General features: G+C 41.8%; 14 protein-coding genes. 6 read left to right on the top strand and 8 right to left on the bottom strand.

Annotated features, from left to right (window positions below; all coding sequences use genetic code 11):
- Nucleotides 1–97: 97 nt before the first annotated feature.
- Nucleotides 98–1045 (bottom strand): hypothetical protein, encoded by a 948-nt coding sequence (locus R1T43_RS07825; protein ID WP_211072067.1) that lies wholly within the window; start codon nucleotides 1043–1045, stop codon nucleotides 98–100.
- Nucleotides 1046–1519: 474 nt separating this feature from the next.
- On the opposite strand from R1T43_RS07825, the gene R1T43_RS07820 reads away from it, so the two are divergent.
- Nucleotides 1520–2983 (top strand): choice-of-anchor L family PEP-CTERM protein, encoded by a 1464-nt coding sequence (locus R1T43_RS07820; protein ID WP_317354650.1) that lies wholly within the window; start codon nucleotides 1520–1522, stop codon nucleotides 2981–2983.
- Nucleotides 2984–3100: 117 nt separating this feature from the next.
- On the top strand, nucleotides 3101–3691 hold the full coding sequence (locus tag R1T43_RS07815) for a peptidoglycan-binding domain-containing protein (RefSeq protein ID WP_317354648.1): 591 nt from the start codon (nucleotides 3101–3103) through the stop codon (nucleotides 3689–3691).
- 170 nt (nucleotides 3692–3861) lie between these two features.
- Here the strand turns inward: R1T43_RS07815 and R1T43_RS07810 are convergent, their stop codons facing one another.
- The 6 genes from R1T43_RS07810 to R1T43_RS07785 form a co-directional block, all read right to left on the bottom strand.
- The gene (locus R1T43_RS07810) at nucleotides 3862–4188 is read right to left on the bottom strand and encodes a YbaB/EbfC family nucleoid-associated protein (RefSeq protein WP_062087580.1); all 327 of its coding nucleotides are present in this window, start codon (nucleotides 4186–4188) and stop codon (nucleotides 3862–3864) included.
- Nucleotides 4189–4226: 38 nt separating this feature from the next.
- A complete protein-coding gene (dnaX, locus tag R1T43_RS07805; RefSeq protein WP_317354643.1) occupies nucleotides 4227–7190 on the bottom strand; it encodes a DNA polymerase III subunit gamma/tau in 2964 nt (987 codons plus the stop codon).
- Between the two features lie 17 nt (nucleotides 7191–7207).
- Entirely contained in the window at nucleotides 7208–7744 is a 537-nt protein-coding gene (apt, locus tag R1T43_RS07800; RefSeq protein ID WP_013783400.1) for an adenine phosphoribosyltransferase, read from the bottom strand.
- 345 nt (nucleotides 7745–8089) lie between these two features.
- Complete coding sequence (locus R1T43_RS07795) at nucleotides 8090–8839, bottom strand: DUF2063 domain-containing protein (RefSeq protein ID WP_317354637.1); 750 nt, start codon at nucleotides 8837–8839, stop codon at nucleotides 8090–8092.
- A complete protein-coding gene (locus tag R1T43_RS07790) occupies nucleotides 8836–9687 on the bottom strand; it encodes a DUF692 domain-containing protein (protein ID WP_317354635.1) in 852 nt (283 codons plus the stop codon). The genes R1T43_RS07795 and R1T43_RS07790 overlap by 4 nt, the downstream gene beginning before the upstream one ends.
- 71 nt (nucleotides 9688–9758) lie before the next feature.
- The gene (locus tag R1T43_RS07785) at nucleotides 9759–10271 is read right to left on the bottom strand and encodes a hypothetical protein (protein WP_063457513.1); all 513 of its coding nucleotides are present in this window, start codon (nucleotides 10269–10271) and stop codon (nucleotides 9759–9761) included.
- 257 nt (nucleotides 10272–10528) lie between these two features.
- Here R1T43_RS07785 and R1T43_RS07780 point away from each other — a divergent pair, with 257 nt between their 5' ends.
- From R1T43_RS07780 to R1T43_RS07770, 3 genes are all read left to right on the top strand, one after another.
- Nucleotides 10529–13801, top strand: coding sequence for a winged helix-turn-helix domain-containing protein (locus R1T43_RS07780; RefSeq protein WP_317354632.1), 3273 nt, complete (start codon nucleotides 10529–10531; stop codon nucleotides 13799–13801).
- 4 nt (nucleotides 13802–13805) lie between these two features.
- Complete coding sequence (locus R1T43_RS07775) at nucleotides 13806–14171, top strand: DP-EP family protein (protein WP_317354630.1); 366 nt, start codon at nucleotides 13806–13808, stop codon at nucleotides 14169–14171.
- A 326-nt stretch (nucleotides 14172–14497) separates the two neighbouring features.
- A complete protein-coding gene (locus tag R1T43_RS07770; RefSeq protein ID WP_317354628.1) occupies nucleotides 14498–14830 on the top strand; it encodes a hypothetical protein in 333 nt (110 codons plus the stop codon).
- A 39-nt stretch (nucleotides 14831–14869) separates the two neighbouring features.
- Here R1T43_RS07770 and R1T43_RS07765 read toward each other — a convergent pair whose 3' ends face one another.
- Nucleotides 14870–15838: a GGDEF domain-containing protein gene (locus R1T43_RS07765; RefSeq protein ID WP_317354627.1), complete on the bottom strand. Its 969-nt coding sequence runs from the start codon at nucleotides 15836–15838 to the stop codon at nucleotides 14870–14872.
- 479 nt (nucleotides 15839–16317) lie between these two features.
- Between R1T43_RS07765 and R1T43_RS07760 the strand changes: the two genes are divergently transcribed.
- Nucleotides 16318–17106: an EF-hand domain-containing protein gene (locus R1T43_RS07760; RefSeq protein WP_317354624.1), complete on the top strand. Its 789-nt coding sequence runs from the start codon at nucleotides 16318–16320 to the stop codon at nucleotides 17104–17106.
- Nucleotides 17107–17260: the final 154 nt, after the last annotated feature.

The following is a 17260-nucleotide window of genomic DNA, read 5'->3' as shown; positions in this document are numbered from 1 at the left end:
ACAAACTACTTATCATTTTAAATCGGATTACAAAACAACTACGCATGCTACTCAGTAAAGGTTCTTGTTGCACACCTTAATAAAGGTTTGCCACAGGTTAGTTTGACTCAATTATTTTTTCTTTTGGCTTTTTCGCCTTTCGAATCAACTTTTTATGTACTTCATCGAGTTTAATTACATACGCGTTGCCGCCGAAAATACCTTTAAACTTCTCGTCAGTAAATATAATGGTATTGTCGTCTTTAAAAGTAACCGCCTCTTTTTGCGTAATTAAGCCTAAATCGATGCGGTAAACATCGCCAGAGAAGAACCTATCCCCTTTGAAGTTTTCGAATAACCAAATACTGGTGGAATCCAATAGCGCTAGCTTAGTTCTGTCAGGGCTTAGTGCCGCCGAGGTTATCCAGCACAGTTTTTCCATCGTAGTACAGGTTTTGAAAGAGTCGATTAGCTCGGCATCAAAGTTAGCCGCATGATCACCCACTTTATATACGTTAGTAATACCATCAAAGGGCTCAGTTCTATTTTTGGTGAATAAATAAAGGTGGCGCCCTAGCGCAACAAAGGCTTCCAAATCGAAGTTACGATCATTAGGCTTAACCGGTGTTTTCCCGTCCATTTCAGGATACGTAAACTTTATGATTTCGGCGTTCGTCGACTCGGTTTTAATATCGATTGGATTTTCTATTTTGTAAATAGTCAGCCATTTTCTGTCGTTATCATTATTACCAAAATCGCCTAAGAAAAAGTGCCCGAAGTCATTTTGAGTAATGTCTTCCCAATCAATGTTTTTAGCATTGGCTACCATGACTTCTTTGGTAATGTCACCGTTGTCGTCTAAACGATATAACTTAGGATCATCACCGCTATCGTTAATAGCCCAAAGAAAGCCTTTTTTGTCATACTCGATGCCAGAGATTTCGTTTAACTTAGGATCTACGGATAACTGTTTTTTGCTATATAGCCTGTGAGTAGAAATGCCAAAGAGGGTAATGGCTACGACAGCGACTACCGTCACCGACAGGATAATACTTTTTTTCAGCATGAAAATGATGATATTTCTGAACGTTAAGATGGGATGTATTATTACTGATGGTCTACCATAACTAAAGCGTTTTATGCTGAACCTACTGACCAATCCGTTAAAGCAGACTATTCCAAAATAATAGGTATAAGCTGCGTTTAATAAAAAGCTGATGTTAAGTTACGTAAAAACAATACCTGCATTGTATAAAAATATATTTAGAAAAACATAAGCCACTAAAATTATGGTATTTAACTTACTTAAAACACATTTTTGTACGTTTATAGGTTTATATCAATTTAAGTGATAGAAATAAACACCCACCCTATCCATTCCAATATCGTCAGAAATTTTTACACCCAGCGTCTTAAAATTAATAATAACTAGTAAATTCAATAAATTAAAAACTGGCTAATTTCTTGCTCAGGCACTTTCGAATCTTGTAAATAGATCAAAATCAAAAATAAAATTTGTAGAACATCAGGGATGTAGTAAATGCCTATCTCAAAAAAAATTATAAAAATTAGCACCTTCACACTCAGCGTTTTATTTTCTGCTCAATATGCCAATGCTATTGTTATAGAAAGCAGTGACTCTGCCGAATTTTTAACCGACGCATTGTTTATTAACAATTCAGGTTTAACCATTACCGACCAATCGCTATCGGGTCAATTTGGTCAAGCTGGCGTTTACATTAATAACTCAGGAACCTACGGGCTGCCCAGTGCAGGCGGTATAGTGTTTAGCACAGGCCAAGTTATCGATTATGTCGATGGACCGAATGAATTTATCGATAATGGCTTTGGATTAGTAGAAAGTCCCCTTCCACCTACTGACAACGGCAATGAGCTAGAGGCGCAGTTCTCTAACAATCCTGTTGATTATTTTGAGCAAGATGAAGCGAATGAAGTTGGAAATGAGCAGTCTGGTCCAGTAGATGGTGTAGCCAACGAGTATGTGCCTCAAAACCCAGCATCAGCGGCACAAAATACCATTTTATCTCCAATTACGGGGCAAACTGAACATTTCGATGCGGTTCAATTAGATATTACTTTTGATGTATCTGATGATGTGGATACTGTGTCATTTATTGCTGCGTTTGGTTCTGAGGAATTTCCAGGCTATGTTGATAGTGATTATACCGACGGTTTTGCGCTATTGCTTAACGGTGCGAATGTAGCCTTTGCACCTGTAGCAGAGCTTGCCGTAGACGGTGTGTTTGCCCCTATCTCAATAGACCATCCTGATTTCGAAGCAATTGAAGGCACAGAATTGAACGGTTTATTAGCACCTAATGGCATTCCGCTTTTGCAATTCGATATTCCGGTAGAACCAGGTAGTATTGGAAATACGTTCACTATGTTACTCGCTGATGCATCGGACGATGCGTTAGACACAACAGTATACTTAAGCAGCTTCGGTAATTTCGATGTAGAAAATGGTGAGTCGGAATTTACACCGTTAATGCCTGATGAAGACGTTGAAGTAGGTGAAGAGAGCGAGTTCGTATTTACACTACCTGAAGTTGAAGCTGGCGAAACAATTTGGTTCGATCCAGATGTATCGACAGGTTATACGTACACTGCTGGTAACGGTGGACAATTTGCCAGTGTTACAGCACCGACTTTACTTAGTGTAAACGATGCCGACGGATATTTAATTACCATTACTGACTCGTTAGGAGTGGAATCAACAGAAGCACTTATGGCAGGTCAAACCTTCGATTTTCCCTTCCCTGTTACCACATTCACGTTAACAGGTATCAATGAAGATTTAATGTTAGATCCTACTGATCCAACCGCGTTTGTTACCGGTGTGTCGTTTGAAGAGACGGGTTCATATACAGTGTCGCAAGCTGCTATTACAACCTCTACCACTAGCGTGCCAGCGCCGTCATCAATTGCTATATTCTTGCTTTCTCTTGTTGGTATTTCGCTAGCACGCAAGCACAAGCGATAACAGACGTAAGTACGCGTTAGCGAAAATTTTCGCTAACGCAAAACTTAAACGCCACTAATTACCACTAATCGCAAAGTAATGGAGAGGGGTGCCTATTGCACCCCGAAAGTAAATGACATGATGAAGTTTGTACTAAGCCTTAGCGTTATGTTTATGTCTTTTTCCGCCCTAGCGGCAGACAGTGAAGGCGCATTTAATACAAAGGGCGCGGCAAAGCGCAGTTGTGAAGCCTTTACAAGTACTTATGCTGAACAAGGTGCTGAAACGTTTTTGTATGGCGGTTGGCTTGAAGGTTATATAACGGCGTTTAATGCACTGCAGCAAAAAACATTCGATATTACGCCATGGCAAACAACTGAGCTTATGTTGTTAATGCTAAATAAGCATTGCACCGATAACCCTGACCAAAAATTTCTAGATGCCACTAATATTATGCTGCAAGCGTTTTTGCCAACTCGCTTGGCGACGCGTTCAGATATTATTGAAATGACGATTAACGACAGCAAAATTTACATTTATCAAAGCGTGCTTGATATGACCACCGAGGCGTTAAAAGCGAGCGGTTATAATGTTGATATGGCTGAAAGCGAGTTTAATACATCTTATGTGAAGGCTATTACCCAATATCAACAAGCAAAAGGTATCGCTGTAACGGGCTTCCCCGATCAGCAAACACTTGTTAATTTGCTATTGGTGCCCACCAAGTAGTGCACAATGCAGGTCTGAATATAAATTGCTGCAAAATATAAAACAGACTGATACAAAAAAGCTCAAGAGTTAATTTCTTGAGCTTTTTTTTTCGATTCATATTCAGTCAAGCTAGCGCTTTAGGAACATGGAGCTCTTTATGCGGTTCTAGTTTATAGGATGATAGTTGCCTAAAACGGCATTTTGAAACCTGGAGGAAGAGACATTCCACCAGTAACATCACCCATTTTTTCTTTACTGGTTTCTTGAACGCGGCGAACGGCATCGTTAAACGCGGCAGCGACCAAGTCTTCAATCATGTCTTTATCGTCTTCCATTAACGAGTCGTCAATGTCTACGCGGCGAACATTGTGGTTACATGTCATGGTTACCTTAACCATGCCTGCACCGGCTTCACCTGTGACTTCCAGCTTAGCCAAATCGTCTTGCACTTTCTGCATACGATCCTGCATTTGCTGAGCCTGCTTCATCATGTTGCCCATTCCACCTTTAAACATATTCTTTTCTCACTGTGTCTTAGTGTTAGTTAATGTTGCTATCGCGCTTTAACCGAGTCGGTCACTATTGATGCGTCGAACGCTGATAACAACGCTTGTATCGTTTCGTCGGTATGTACCACCGATTGTGCATGCGCTTGGCGCATAGCAATAATGTCTTGTTGCAACGCATAAGGCGTTTGATTTGGCGAACCAAGGGTGATGTTAATGTTCTCCCCTTCGCCAAAACTATGATGCAATACATCAAGCAACTGTTGTTTTGCACTGTCTTTTAGTAGATGCGCCTGACTGTTATCAATTTCAAGCGTTATACCCTGATCATTTCGCAAAAAAGAAGCATGAAGCACCAATTGTTTAAGTAAACCTGCAATAGGCATTTGCTCTACATCATTGCTCCACTTATCAATTTGGCTCGCATGAACAAGCTTACTACCATCATCTAGATAAGCGGCTAGCTTACCTTGATACTCACTAGTAAATTGATTTAATGGCTCAGCACTAAATTCATTATGGGCTTCGTTTGGCCCTGGTTCATGATCTACAGATTCGGTATGCGATGCTTCGTTACCTGCTGATTCGGTTTGCTGTGTTTCGTTATAAGCAGGCTCACTATTGCCGCCATACTGCGGCGCGTCAGGCATTGGTGAATCAATACGAGTATCGTGCTCATTAGCGTTGGCTGCAAACGGCTCATCATTATGTTGCACACCGGTATCCCACGGGGGCATATCGCTATGATTTTGAGTGCTAACGTTAGAGGTAGTGTTAGCGCCAGCGCTTAAATTTGTGTCTGAATCTACGTTTGAATTTGAAGTAGCAGAACTCGAAGGCTCAGTTGCCGATGCAATAGCCGGTGCAGCGTTGTTATATGAAGTCTCGACGGAAGCAGCAGCTTCGTCAGGCTCGCCTTTAAATTGCTCATCACCTTGGCCTTCACTAGAAGGGGCAAGTGAGCCTTGGCTTGAAGCCTTACTCATTCTATCTACAAAACTAGTAGTTTCGTTCGTCGCTTCAGGCTTTTTCGCAGCTTGTTCTGCGCTTTCATCACGCTTTTGCTTTAATCGCTGCCGTAGCGCGAGCATATCAGCCGTCGATGTCAGCTGTGCCTCTGGCGTGGGCGTTGACTTGGGCGTAGTTTGAGAATCAGCACTTTCATCTGATAGCGGTGCATTTGAAAGCTGAGCATCGGCAAAATCAGGCGGCATAAATGACGACTCACTATCGTCATCGTAAGGCGGTGGCATATCGTCCATGTAAGCATCAGCAGGCGGCATATCATTAAACGGTGCCGAGTCTGAAGATGTATGCACTGGTGACAAGCTTTGGGTTTGCTGACCATCTTCTTTTGAAGGTGGCTCATTACTTGAAGGCCGATCATCTACTGAAGGCAGATCATCTACTGAAGGTTGATTATTTGCTGTAGGCTGAGAGGCACCTGAAGGCTGGCCATCTTTAGAATGCGCTACCTGCTGGGACTGCTCTGCCTGTTCAAAAGACGCTCCCGATTGAGAAGCGACTTCGTTATGCACCTCTTTTTCATAAACTGAAGTTTCTTGTTCAGAGGGAGTAATCTGCGAAGCGGTTGAATCTGCTACATCAGAAGAAGAGAAATTCACATCAGTTTGCGCGTGGGCGGTTTCATCAATAGCAGTTGCTGCATCTAGAACATTAGCACTTTCAGCATCTTGTTTGTTGTTGGAAACCTCTTCACCGGCTGACGCTGACCCAGCTTCTGTACTTTCTTCATGTGATTGGCTTTTCGCGCCTTCAGCACTTTCAGGATTAAAAGAGCTAGCGGCAGAAGTCGTACTTTGCGCTTCTGGCTCAGAAATTAGTGTTTTTTTTTCCGCCGATGCAATAGGCAACGAGCTATCAACCGTACCACCAGCTATTTCTGAAGGCGCATCGGCTAACGGCGTACTAGGTGCAAATGTCATCATACGCATTAAGGTCATTTCTAATGCGCTCCTGCCGTCTGATGAGAAAGGTAAGTCCTTTCTTCCTTGCAGCGCAATTTGATATAACAATTGCACTTGTTCAGCAGAAATTGATTTAGCAAGTTGGTAAATAGCTTTGGCCGAAGTTGTTTCTAATTTGCAGGCTTCAGGCACCCATTGGGTTAGCGCTATTTGATGTAGCGTGCTGCCTAGCTCTGCAAGCACATGATCGTAATCAGGTGCTTGTTCCGACATATCCTGAACCAGTTGCATAACATCGGCTGGCGTTTTACTTACCACCGCATGCAATAACTTCACAAGCTGGTTTTTATCCATTAAACCAAGCATGTCGGTGACCACTGATGCGTTAACCGCATTACCACCTTGTGCAATGGCTTGGTCGGTTAAGCTTAAGGCATCACGCATACTCCCCTGTGCAGCGCGGGCTAACAGCGCTAGCGCCTGCGGCTCGAAGGGTAAGGTTTCTTGCTCTAGAATATGATTGAGCTGCCCTACTATTTGCTCTCGCGACAATGCTTTTAGATTAAACTGTAAGCATCGGGATAAAATAGTAATAGGGAGCTTTTGTGGATCGGTGGTAGCCAGTAGAAACTTAACGTGAGGCGGTGGCTCTTCTAGCGTTTTTAGTAACGCGTTAAAGCTGTGCTTAGAAAGCATGTGTACTTCATCAATAAGGTACACTTTATACCGGCCGCGGGTAGGCTTGTATTGAACGTTATCAAGCAACTCTCGGGTATCTTCTACCTTCGTGCGTGATGCCGCATCAATTTCAAGCAAATCAACATAATTACCCTGCTCAATTTCTTTACAGGTATTACATTGACCACAAGGGTTAGACCCCTGCCCCTCTTCGCAGTTTAAACTTTTGGAAAATATACGAGCAATGGTGGTTTTACCTACCCCTCGCGTACCTGTAAATAGGTACGCGTGGTGCAAGCGGTCGTTATCTAACGCATTCGAAATAGCTGAAACAACATGTTCCTGCCCTACGAGTTCACTAAACTTACCCGGGCGCCATTTACGTGCTAATACCTGATAACTCATTGCCTGTATTTCTATCCTTATTCGCCGTCGAACTCACAAAGCGTGAAGCTTTTAATACCCATCGCGGTTAGCTTTTCACGGCCACCTAGTTCAGGTAATCCGATAACAAAGCCAGCATGTTCAATGGTGCCGCCTAATGTACGGATTAGCTTTGCTGATGCTTCGATGGTACCGCCCGTTGCTAGCAGATCGTCGATAAGTAACACTTTATCGCCTGGCTGGATAGCATCTTTGTGAATTTCCAACGTATCGGTACCGTATTCAAGATCGTAGGTTTCACTCACCACTTCACGGGGTAATTTGTTGGGTTTTCTTACTGGAACAAAACCAATGCCCATCTCAATGGCCAGTGGTGCGCCGAATAAAAATCCGCGCGCTTCGGTTCCTGCTACTTTGTTGAATCCCATGTCTTGGAATTCTTCAAGCAACAATGCGATACAACTACTGAAAGCCTTATGGTCTTCTAGTACGCTAGTAACATCTCTAAATAAAATACCTGGCTTTGGATAGTCAGGAACGGTTTTAACAACTGATTTTATATACTGTGCAGTCACAATTATGCCTTGAATGTCTGCGTTATAACCAGAAGGTAAACCAGCCGCAGATGATATGCATCAGCGGAAACGCGAGTAAAGTTACGATAGAAGCTAGAAAGTACCACTTATTGTAGACTTCTTTGAAATCTGAATTGTCTGCCATATGCACTACCTAAACAATTTAACTAACAAAAAAATGGTCGTAAATGTTAATCGAAAGCAGACCGGATTGACAGCGCTATTGTGGTCAATTGCCTACTTTCCCAACATTTAACAGCCAAAGTTACACACTCGCGTACAACTTTAGCCTTTCTTCACTTAAGTGCCAGATAAAAACTGATGATTTAGTGTTCAGCAGACTGTTCAGCTAGGTAGTAAAATACCTTTTTGCAGCATGTCGCTTACTATTTGCTGCATACCTTGAAGCACAGTTTGTTCTGGTAGGTGGTCTAATTGTTTACGAAGCTGCTCACCTAAGGCGTCTATGTCTATGCCTTGTTCGTGCTGTTCAATGGTATGCAATAACACGGCGGTAAGCGGATTCAAATGCACAAATTCTACGCGCTGCTCTTCATTACGATACACCACATAGAACTGTTGCTCGGGTGCGGGGGCTTCGGGAATGTGATCCACGCCAATTAAATGCACGGGGTAGGTATATGAAGCAAGAGTAGCCAACGGGGAAACGCTCACCGTTGTTACCTGTTCACCCACATTGAAATACACCACATCACGGAAAGTTTTTCGAATGCTAATATCTAATTCTAGCCATTCATAATGAGCAAGCTCAGCGGCGAATGCTGGTAATTGAAATGAGAGTTCTGGGCTTGCTGATAAATACTCTACAAATTCTTTGCTAATATCTGAAAAATACGGAGAACGGCTTTCATGATGAATAAAAAAGGCGCGCACCAATGCATTCCAGTTTTCTTCGCTTACCAATGATTTTAACACCGGAAAACCTGTGCTTATAAAACCTGAAATATTATTAAAAAACAGGGATTGGTAAATATCCATGCGGCGTTTAATGTCGGCGTCGTTTGTTTCAAACGAATCTGGATCTTTAATCGCATTAACAAACTCTTGCTGAACGGATTTAAAATTCTCGCTCATGCAGACTGCCCTTCGAATACGGTTTGGTGACTTGCAATACACTGAGCTTGTATCACTTTAATACGCTGCACTTCTTTTAATAACACTCCTATAGCGGGAATATTAAAATCACGCTCTAACAATGTAGGGAACACACCGTGGGTGTTATAGGCATGCTTCAGTAAATCCCATACAGGCTCAATAACATCAGCGCCATGAGTATCTACTTTTAGATCTGGGGCTTCATCGAAGTGACCAGCAATATGACCATAGACAATTTTGTCGCTAGGTAAGCGGTTTATGAAGTCATAAGCGTCATAGTTGTGATTGATACTATTTACATAGACGTTGTTCACATCAAGCAGTAACGAACAACCTGACTCTGCTAATACCGCATTAGTAAAATCTAGTTCAGACATCTCTTGCCCTGGCGCCAAATAATAAGACACATTTTCTAGTACCAATGGCCGCTCGATAATGTCTTGAACCTGCTTTATGCGGCTTACAACATGGTTAACAGCGTCTTCGGTGAAAGGAATAGGCATAAGGTCATACATATGGCCGTTACCAGAACAATAGCTTAGGTGTTCGCTATATAAATCGATATTGTGTGTGTCTAAAAAGCGCTTTACCGTTTTAACGAATTCGATATCGAGCTTGTCGCTACTCCCGATAGAAAGGGACAAACCGTGTGTGGTAAAAGGCGCTTGTTGAATACTTTGGGCAAACTGACTTTCGTATGTGCCCCCTAAAGGGATCCAGTTTTCGGGCGCAACTTCCCAAAAGTCGACTTCGCTAGGCAATGTTGGTAACAACTCATCTAACATCTCGCGACGAAAACCTAAACCTGCACCTTGAATATGCTTCATTATTTCACCCCAATTTCACACTAAAAAGGCCATCGAATGACGGCCTTTTTTATACTGCAATTGCCGTAGCTTTACATGCTACCGCATTTACCTTCACCACATTTTCCTTCTTTGGCTTTTTCCATTTTACCTTCGGCCATGCTAGCTGCTTTATCGCCACCGCATTTACCTTCGCCACATTTTCCTTCTTTGGCTTTTTCCATTTTACCTTCAGCCATGCTAGCTGCTTTATCGCCACCGCACTTACCTTCGCCACATTTACCTTCGGTAGCTTTGGCTGCTTTGTCGCCACCACACTTACCTTCGCCGCATTTACCTTCGGTTGCTTTAGCCGCTTTGTCGCCACCACACTTACCTTCGCCGCACTTGCCTTCAGTTGCTTTGCCCTCTGCAGATTTGGCGGCTTTATCACCACCGCACTTACCTTCACCACATTTGCCTTCAGCAGCGAATTGGCTATAGCCAGACTCTAATGACTGCATTGAAAATGGGTTAACTTCAGCCATAGCAACCGTAGATGCCAACGAGCCAATAACAACCGCACCAAGTGCCGTAGCAACAGAAGATTTTTTAATTTGTTTCATTTTATCTACCCTCAAAAGTATAAGTCTGGTTTTAACGTGCGGTAAGCACGTATAGTAGTATAGACCTAGGAGACAGTGATCAAATTTCACTTTTTATTAATATTTTTTATATTATTAAAATTTAAAGGTATTTTTAGCTAAATTTTATAGTCCCAGTTTAGAATCGATGTAGTACCTAACTCAGCGTAACTCGTTTACCTTACAACTAAAGTAGGTTAGGTTTGTTCTGATTGATTTCTTTTGAGCAAATTTATCACATGTTAAAGCAGTTTTATTTGGGTGACTGGCAAGTAGAGCCAGCCTCCAATAGCCTTATATTAGGTAAAACCAAGCGCGCCATTGAGCCTAAAGCAATGGACGTTTTATTGCTATTGTGCCAACAAGCGGGGGAAGTAGTTAGCGCCGATGACATTGTTGCTCAATGCTGGCCCGACTCACCTGTTGGCGATAACCCTATTCATAAAACGATTACTCAATTACGCAAAGCATTGGGTGATAAAGCCAGCGCGCCTTCTTTTATAGAAACCATTCGAAAGCGGGGATATCGGGTTATTGCCGATGTTCAGTTTTTAGAAGATGAACAAACACGTGCTGCAGAAACCGATTGGCAAGGTCAATCTCCGTTCCCTGGTTTAACCGCGTTTACACAACAAGAAAGCCAAGTTTATTACGGTAGAAATGCAGCAGTAAAAAATCTGCTCGCTAGGCTTGGGGACCAATTCACAAAAAAACGCCCTTTTACCCTTATTATCGGCCCTAGCGGTTCAGGTAAAAGTTCGTTAGTGCACGCCGGTTTATTACCTAGGTTATTAAACAATAAGGGCGCGAATGGTGTTCATGCCATCGATTACGCCAGTATTGATATTGCAGATATTCAGGCAGCACAGATTGTAGAAGAACTTGCCGCCTGTATGCTGGATTGGGATATTAACGATGTCCCCTTATTTGAAGGGGAAAGTGCAGATTCGTTAGCGGCAAAACTAAAGGGTGACCCCAAGTCGGTTATCAATATAGCGAAAGCTAAACTTACTACTACAAGCCAGTACAACAACGTCGCTTTCCCATGCTATGTAATTGTACTCGATCGCCTTGAAGCCTATTTGGCCACCAACCATGTTGATGGCGCCCATAAGCAAGCGGTATTCACGCTGCTTGAAACATTGGCTGAAAGTGGCTTCATTTTGATGTTGTTAGTATGTAGGAATGATTTCTACCATCACTTAGCGGCATATCCCACCCTAATGAAAAATAAAGAGCGCGGAGCACATTTCGACCTTACGCCCCCCTCTGCCAGTGAATTAAGCCAGATGATACGTCTTCCTGCTATTGCCGCAGGGCTAGTGTGGGAAGAAGATAGCCATACCGACGTTACGTTAGACGACATTATACTTACCGATGCCGCGGCTGAACCCAACTGCCTTCCATTATTACAATACACCTTACAAGAACTGTATTTACAGCGAACAGACAACTTACTGCAAGTTAGTACCTACAAACAGTTGGGCGGCATAGAAGGCGCAATTGGGCATAAAGCTGAACAGCTTTATCTACAAATGTCGGCATTAGTGAAAACCGCACTCGACCGCGTGCTTCCTCTTATTGTAACGCTTACCCAAGATGGCAGTAACTTAACCAGCCGCACCGCATTTTGGAGTGAACTTAATAACGATAACGAGAAAAAATTTGTCGAGCTAATGGTAGAGCATCGTTTATTTGTATCGCACCTTTATCAAGACAAAGCCTGCTTTAAAGTAGCGCATGAAGCCGTGCTTAGGCGCTGGCAGCGGGTACAAGATTGGATCCAGCAGCACCAAAGCGCGCTGGTGAGCAAAGGCCGACTAGAACAACAAACCAAACAATGGCTACAAGATAATAAAAGTAAGGCGTTTTTGCTTACAGAAGGAAAGCCCTTAACGGATGCTTTGGCGTTAAAAGGCGACACTAGTTTAAGCCTTTCCCAAGACGAACTCGCCCTCATTAAGGCATCGCAAAAAACCGCTCAACGGAAACGCGTTATTCGCGGGGTGACCTTTGCAGCCCTTGCCAGTTTAACGGTCATTTCGTTTGGCGCCATGCTACAAAGTCAGCAATCGCAACAACTGGCCGAAAGGAAGCGGTTAGAAGCTGAAAATTTAATGGGTTATATGATAGGTGACTTTGCCGACAAGCTTAGAAGTGTAAAGCGCATGGATTTATTGGAAGGCATTAGCGAACAAGCGCTTCATTATGTTGAACAAGCCCAGCAATCTAGTGAGTATGGATTTTTTACCATTAGCCCGCCAAAACCTAGTTTCGAACTGCGTTTTCAACATGCGCTTTCACTGCAAGCTATGGCAGAAGTACGATTTTACCGTGACGATGTAGCCACTGCGAAAGACGCTTACGAAGAAGCGGATGTGCAAATAAAGGCGCTGTTGAGTGACGCGCCTAATCACTTCGAGCTGCTAAAAGCTGCGGGGGCAAACGCATTTTGGTTGGGCCACATTGCTTATAATGATGGCTTGATGGACATAGCCAGAACGGCATTCGAGCGTTACTTGGGGTATAGCGAACGTATGCTAGCACTAGCTCCGGATAATACTGACGCCATGATGGAGGTGGCTTACGCACAAAACTCTTTGGGCTCTCTTGAATATGAAAACTTCGAATTTAGTAAGTCGATTGAATACTTCAGTGCATCACTAAAGCTCAAACAATATATCGCTGAACAAACCCCTGGTGACCTTGATGCTCAGCTTTATGCTGCCGATACCCTGTCGTGGATTGCGTCGGCCACTGTTCATACGGGAGAGTATGAAAAAGCTTATGGGTTGTATGGAGAGGCTGAAGAAGCTTTTGAAAAAATATATTTATCCAACACCTCAAACGCAGCGATTAGTGTTCCCTTTGCTGTGGTGTTAGTTCAGAAGGCATCGATAGCAAAGCAATTAACGTATAATAATATTTACGCAGAAACTTTAGAGAACGCACACTACATTCTCAAATCTGTAATATCACAAGATATCGACAACAGTGAATGGCAATCAGACTTAGCTCACATCGAGGCACAACTACTATTGTCAAAATCCGAACTGAAACAATCAATTCATCCAAAACAACTGCTAGATAGAATTAAGAATATAAATGCTAATTGGGTACTTTTTTCTTTAATTGAGCACTTTCAGATTAACAAAGAATTTGAAACTGTCGAAGACATCTTAAAATATATAAGTTTATCCAAAACAAGTGAAGACACTATCATAAGCGGTCAGCTTTACTTCACAGAATACAACAAAAAAGCAAAATATATAATTGCTCATATCGTCCAAAATAAAATATTAAAGAATTATGATGTAGCAGCCCAACTCTGTAGGAGTTTACTTAACATTACCACTCCTATGGTTGAGCGTTCATATCACCCAGAAACCTTAATGCCTCATCTATTTGCGAAGAAATGCATTAATCAAAATTTTGCAAAGGATGAGTTACTGCGGGGTTACGCAGATAATTTAGTTTTTCCATACTACTTTAATTACATCAACAAGGAATAAAAACATGTCTAACCCAACTCCATTGTCTCAATTCACGGTTTCCGTTAACACCGAAGAAACGCCACCACGCTATACTATTTACGATACATCAGGTAACCCTACTTCAGGTAATGTAACTGTAACTGAATCAAATACCCTCATCATGTACACATTGAGAGAGGATTCTAGCGAGCTGCAATTTGTAGGCCCTATTATTTCTGGAGATTTAGACAATGATTTGATTTACAGTATAACTGAAGATGGGCAAACTATTATTTTTGTAGATTCGGACAGTACGACCGAAAACATTTGTATGAAATTAGTAACAGCACCTAAATCCTCTGTTTATACTAGTCAAGATCCACAAATCATTAATCGAAAGAAAAGTTAGTATTATGATGGCAGCGTCTTGCTGCCTATTTAAATTTAAGACTATAAATGGGAGCTATAAACTCTCATACCTCACTATTCTATACACCAAACAATACTGCTATAATTTTTATGCGCTACTAAAAGTAGCGTATTTAATGTTCAATTTTTTAAGGGAATAAAAATGAAGTCTATATATAAGAATAGTAAAACATTGCTTAAGCCGTTGTTTTTTTAGCGGTACTACTCTCTTTCTCAACGTTAGCCCAAGAAGCCACATCAACAACAAATTCAACTGAAACTACTAACACGGCCACCTTTACCTTACAGCTTTGGGCACCGGATGAAGTGCCGCCTGCCGATGCCAAACATGTGGAAATTGGTGAAGGCTATTACTATCGCTACACACCCGAAGCAGTTGCATTTGATGGCAATACTAATCGTAAATTGGATATCGAATTTTCGCCCGCTTTAAATGACCGTTACGCCTTTCGTTGGGTTACCGCAACCAGCCCTGGTGATGTAACCTTAGAAGATAAAACCGATGCCAGCATTCACATTGGTGTTGATGACGGTGACGATGTTGCCGACGACATTTACATAGAAGTATGGGTACTTGATAAACAAACCGGCGTGCGCTTCATGTGTGATCCTCAAATTATCAATAAGAAGAGAAATTAATATAGATTGAGAAGCGGTTTGCGCCGCTTCTCTCTCAGTTTACAAAAAGCAAATCTGATCCCTTCCCTGAGACTTAGCCTGATAAAGCAATGTATCAGCGGCATTCAATAATTCTTCTTTAGCGCTATAGCGGTTTTCCATTTGGGTTGCCACCCCCATGCTTACTGTTAATTCTGATTCTTGCGATAGGGCAAACTGCCTGGTGCTTAGTTGCGATATATGTCGCTTAATACGTATCGCTAGCAATTGTGCGGTCTGTGCTGAACAACGGGGCAACACTAAGGCAAACTCCTCACCGCCATAGCGTGCGGCTAACGTATCTCGATTAGGAAGGCTTAACGAAATAGTTTCTCCTATTCGTTTTATGCATCTATCCCCTGCTATATGGCCATACTGGTCGTTAAAGTTTTTAAAGTGATCGATATCAATAAATATAATACTTAACGGCACATCGTCTTTTTCGCAAACATCCCACTGTTTAGCAAGGTATTCAGCAAACCGATGACGGTTAGCTAGCCCTGTTAGATAATCGGTATTAGCTTTGTGCAATAACGAACCATACTCGGCCTTGTGAAGCGTAAGGTCGCGGAGTATACAAAGATACAATGTATTAGCCGACGAGAATGCTTCTGGTAACGTTGATATCGACATTTCCACACACACCTGTGTTTTGTTGTCGCTGTCAGCTTGAAGATTAACTTCCATAGGGGGGGAGGAAATTAAACCCTGCTGGCCTGCATCTAAACTCTCAATTACATAGGTCTGAGACTTGCCTGTATCATCTATCACTAACTCAAGTAAGTTATGTCCAAGAAGTCTATCTTTTTCTATTCCCAGTAATGAGGCGGAAGTAGAGTTAAGCATTTCAATAGTGCCGTTAGCATCTATAACGACAACTGCTTCATTGAGAAAATTAATCATGCGCGAAAGTGAAGAGTCCTGGTAAAAGTTAAAAAGCTTTTCTGTGGGTTTTTTATTGATATTTTTACTAAGCATTGTTGAAAACATTCCTTATCCCCTAGCTCTGGGCTGTATTGATGGAACAAAGATTAAGGAAATTTCCCTAATTAAACCTTCTGGTTACCTTACGACTTAAAACACTGATTTAAATAACAAATTCTATTACGGGAAGGTTAACTCTCGAATCAATTAAGTAGGATGTGCAACGTTCGAGCAGGAATATCTGTGGCATATAGCACAGTGCATATTTTTCACAGCATGTGTCCTTTTAACACTTTATTTACTTAAACCTGTAATACAAAAAAAGAAAATGCCATTTAAATCAGAAGGTTAATGCTTGGCACAAAGTATGAATTATAAATCTGGAACGAAATAATGTGATTTTTAAGATAGGAATAGAGATATGTAGGAGTAAAGGCTGAAAATACCTTAGTGCCTTGTAATAGTCATTTAAACCGAGAACGGTTTTGGCATTCACTTCTCATGTTCAACCCAATGCATTACAAATGCAAAAGAAGGAATTTATTATGAAAAAGCTAACGTTAGCAATGGTTATTGGCGCAGTAATGTCTACTTCTGCTTTCGCTGCCCATCACGAATCTAGGATAACTTCAGACTTTGAGGCACTAGATGCAAATGGCGACGGCATGCTTTCAAAGGAAGAGGTTAAGGGAAGTATTACTGAAGAAACTATGTCTAATATAGATTCAGATGGCGATGCTATGATTAACCACTCTGAGTTTACTGCCTACATAAAAGCGAAGCCTGAAAAATTTGCTGACGAACTTGTTGTTAAAGAGAAAGCAAACCACGACAAAGCTGGTGTAATACATCATTCCATTGACGAGAAAGAGGCTATGGGCACAGGTGGCGACGTAATTAGCGAAAAAAATAAAGAATTACGTACACAAATGAAAACCAGTGCAAACCATGAATCAATGAACAAAACATCCGCTATGGCTAAAAAGGATTCTATAGGCGCAGACGGCGATGTAATTAGTGAACAAAATAAAGAAATGCGTTCTGAAATGAAAACTAGCGACACACAACAGTCGATGAAACATGGTGATGCCATGGAAGAAACGGGTGCTGTGATCAGTGAAAAGAACAAGACATTACGTACAGAAGTTACGGATGCTGCAAATATGCGATTCGATGAAGCCGATGCCAATAAAGATGGTGAACTATCTAAACGTGAAATTGAAAACGCTGGTATTAAAGGTGATTTCATGACTATGGATAAAGATGGCAACGAACTTATTACGCGTATGGAATACCGTAGATATTTTGAAGAAATTAAGACAATGGGCCAGTAACACTAATTTTTATAGTGTTATAGCTCAAGCCCCGCATCTGCGGGGCTTTTTTTGTAAGTCGCTTATAGAGCGCAGCTAAACAAAATAGAAAAGTTTTAATATAGAGTCGAACTTTCTATCACGCATAAAAAAAGGGCTATCCGTTAGGGTAGTT

This window comes from Alteromonas sp. CI.11.F.A3, assembly GCF_032925565.1.
GTDB lineage: Bacteria > Pseudomonadota > Gammaproteobacteria > Enterobacterales > Alteromonadaceae > Alteromonas.
The sequence above is the reverse complement of the archived record's forward strand: the minus strand, read 5'-3'. Positions and strand labels throughout refer to the sequence as shown.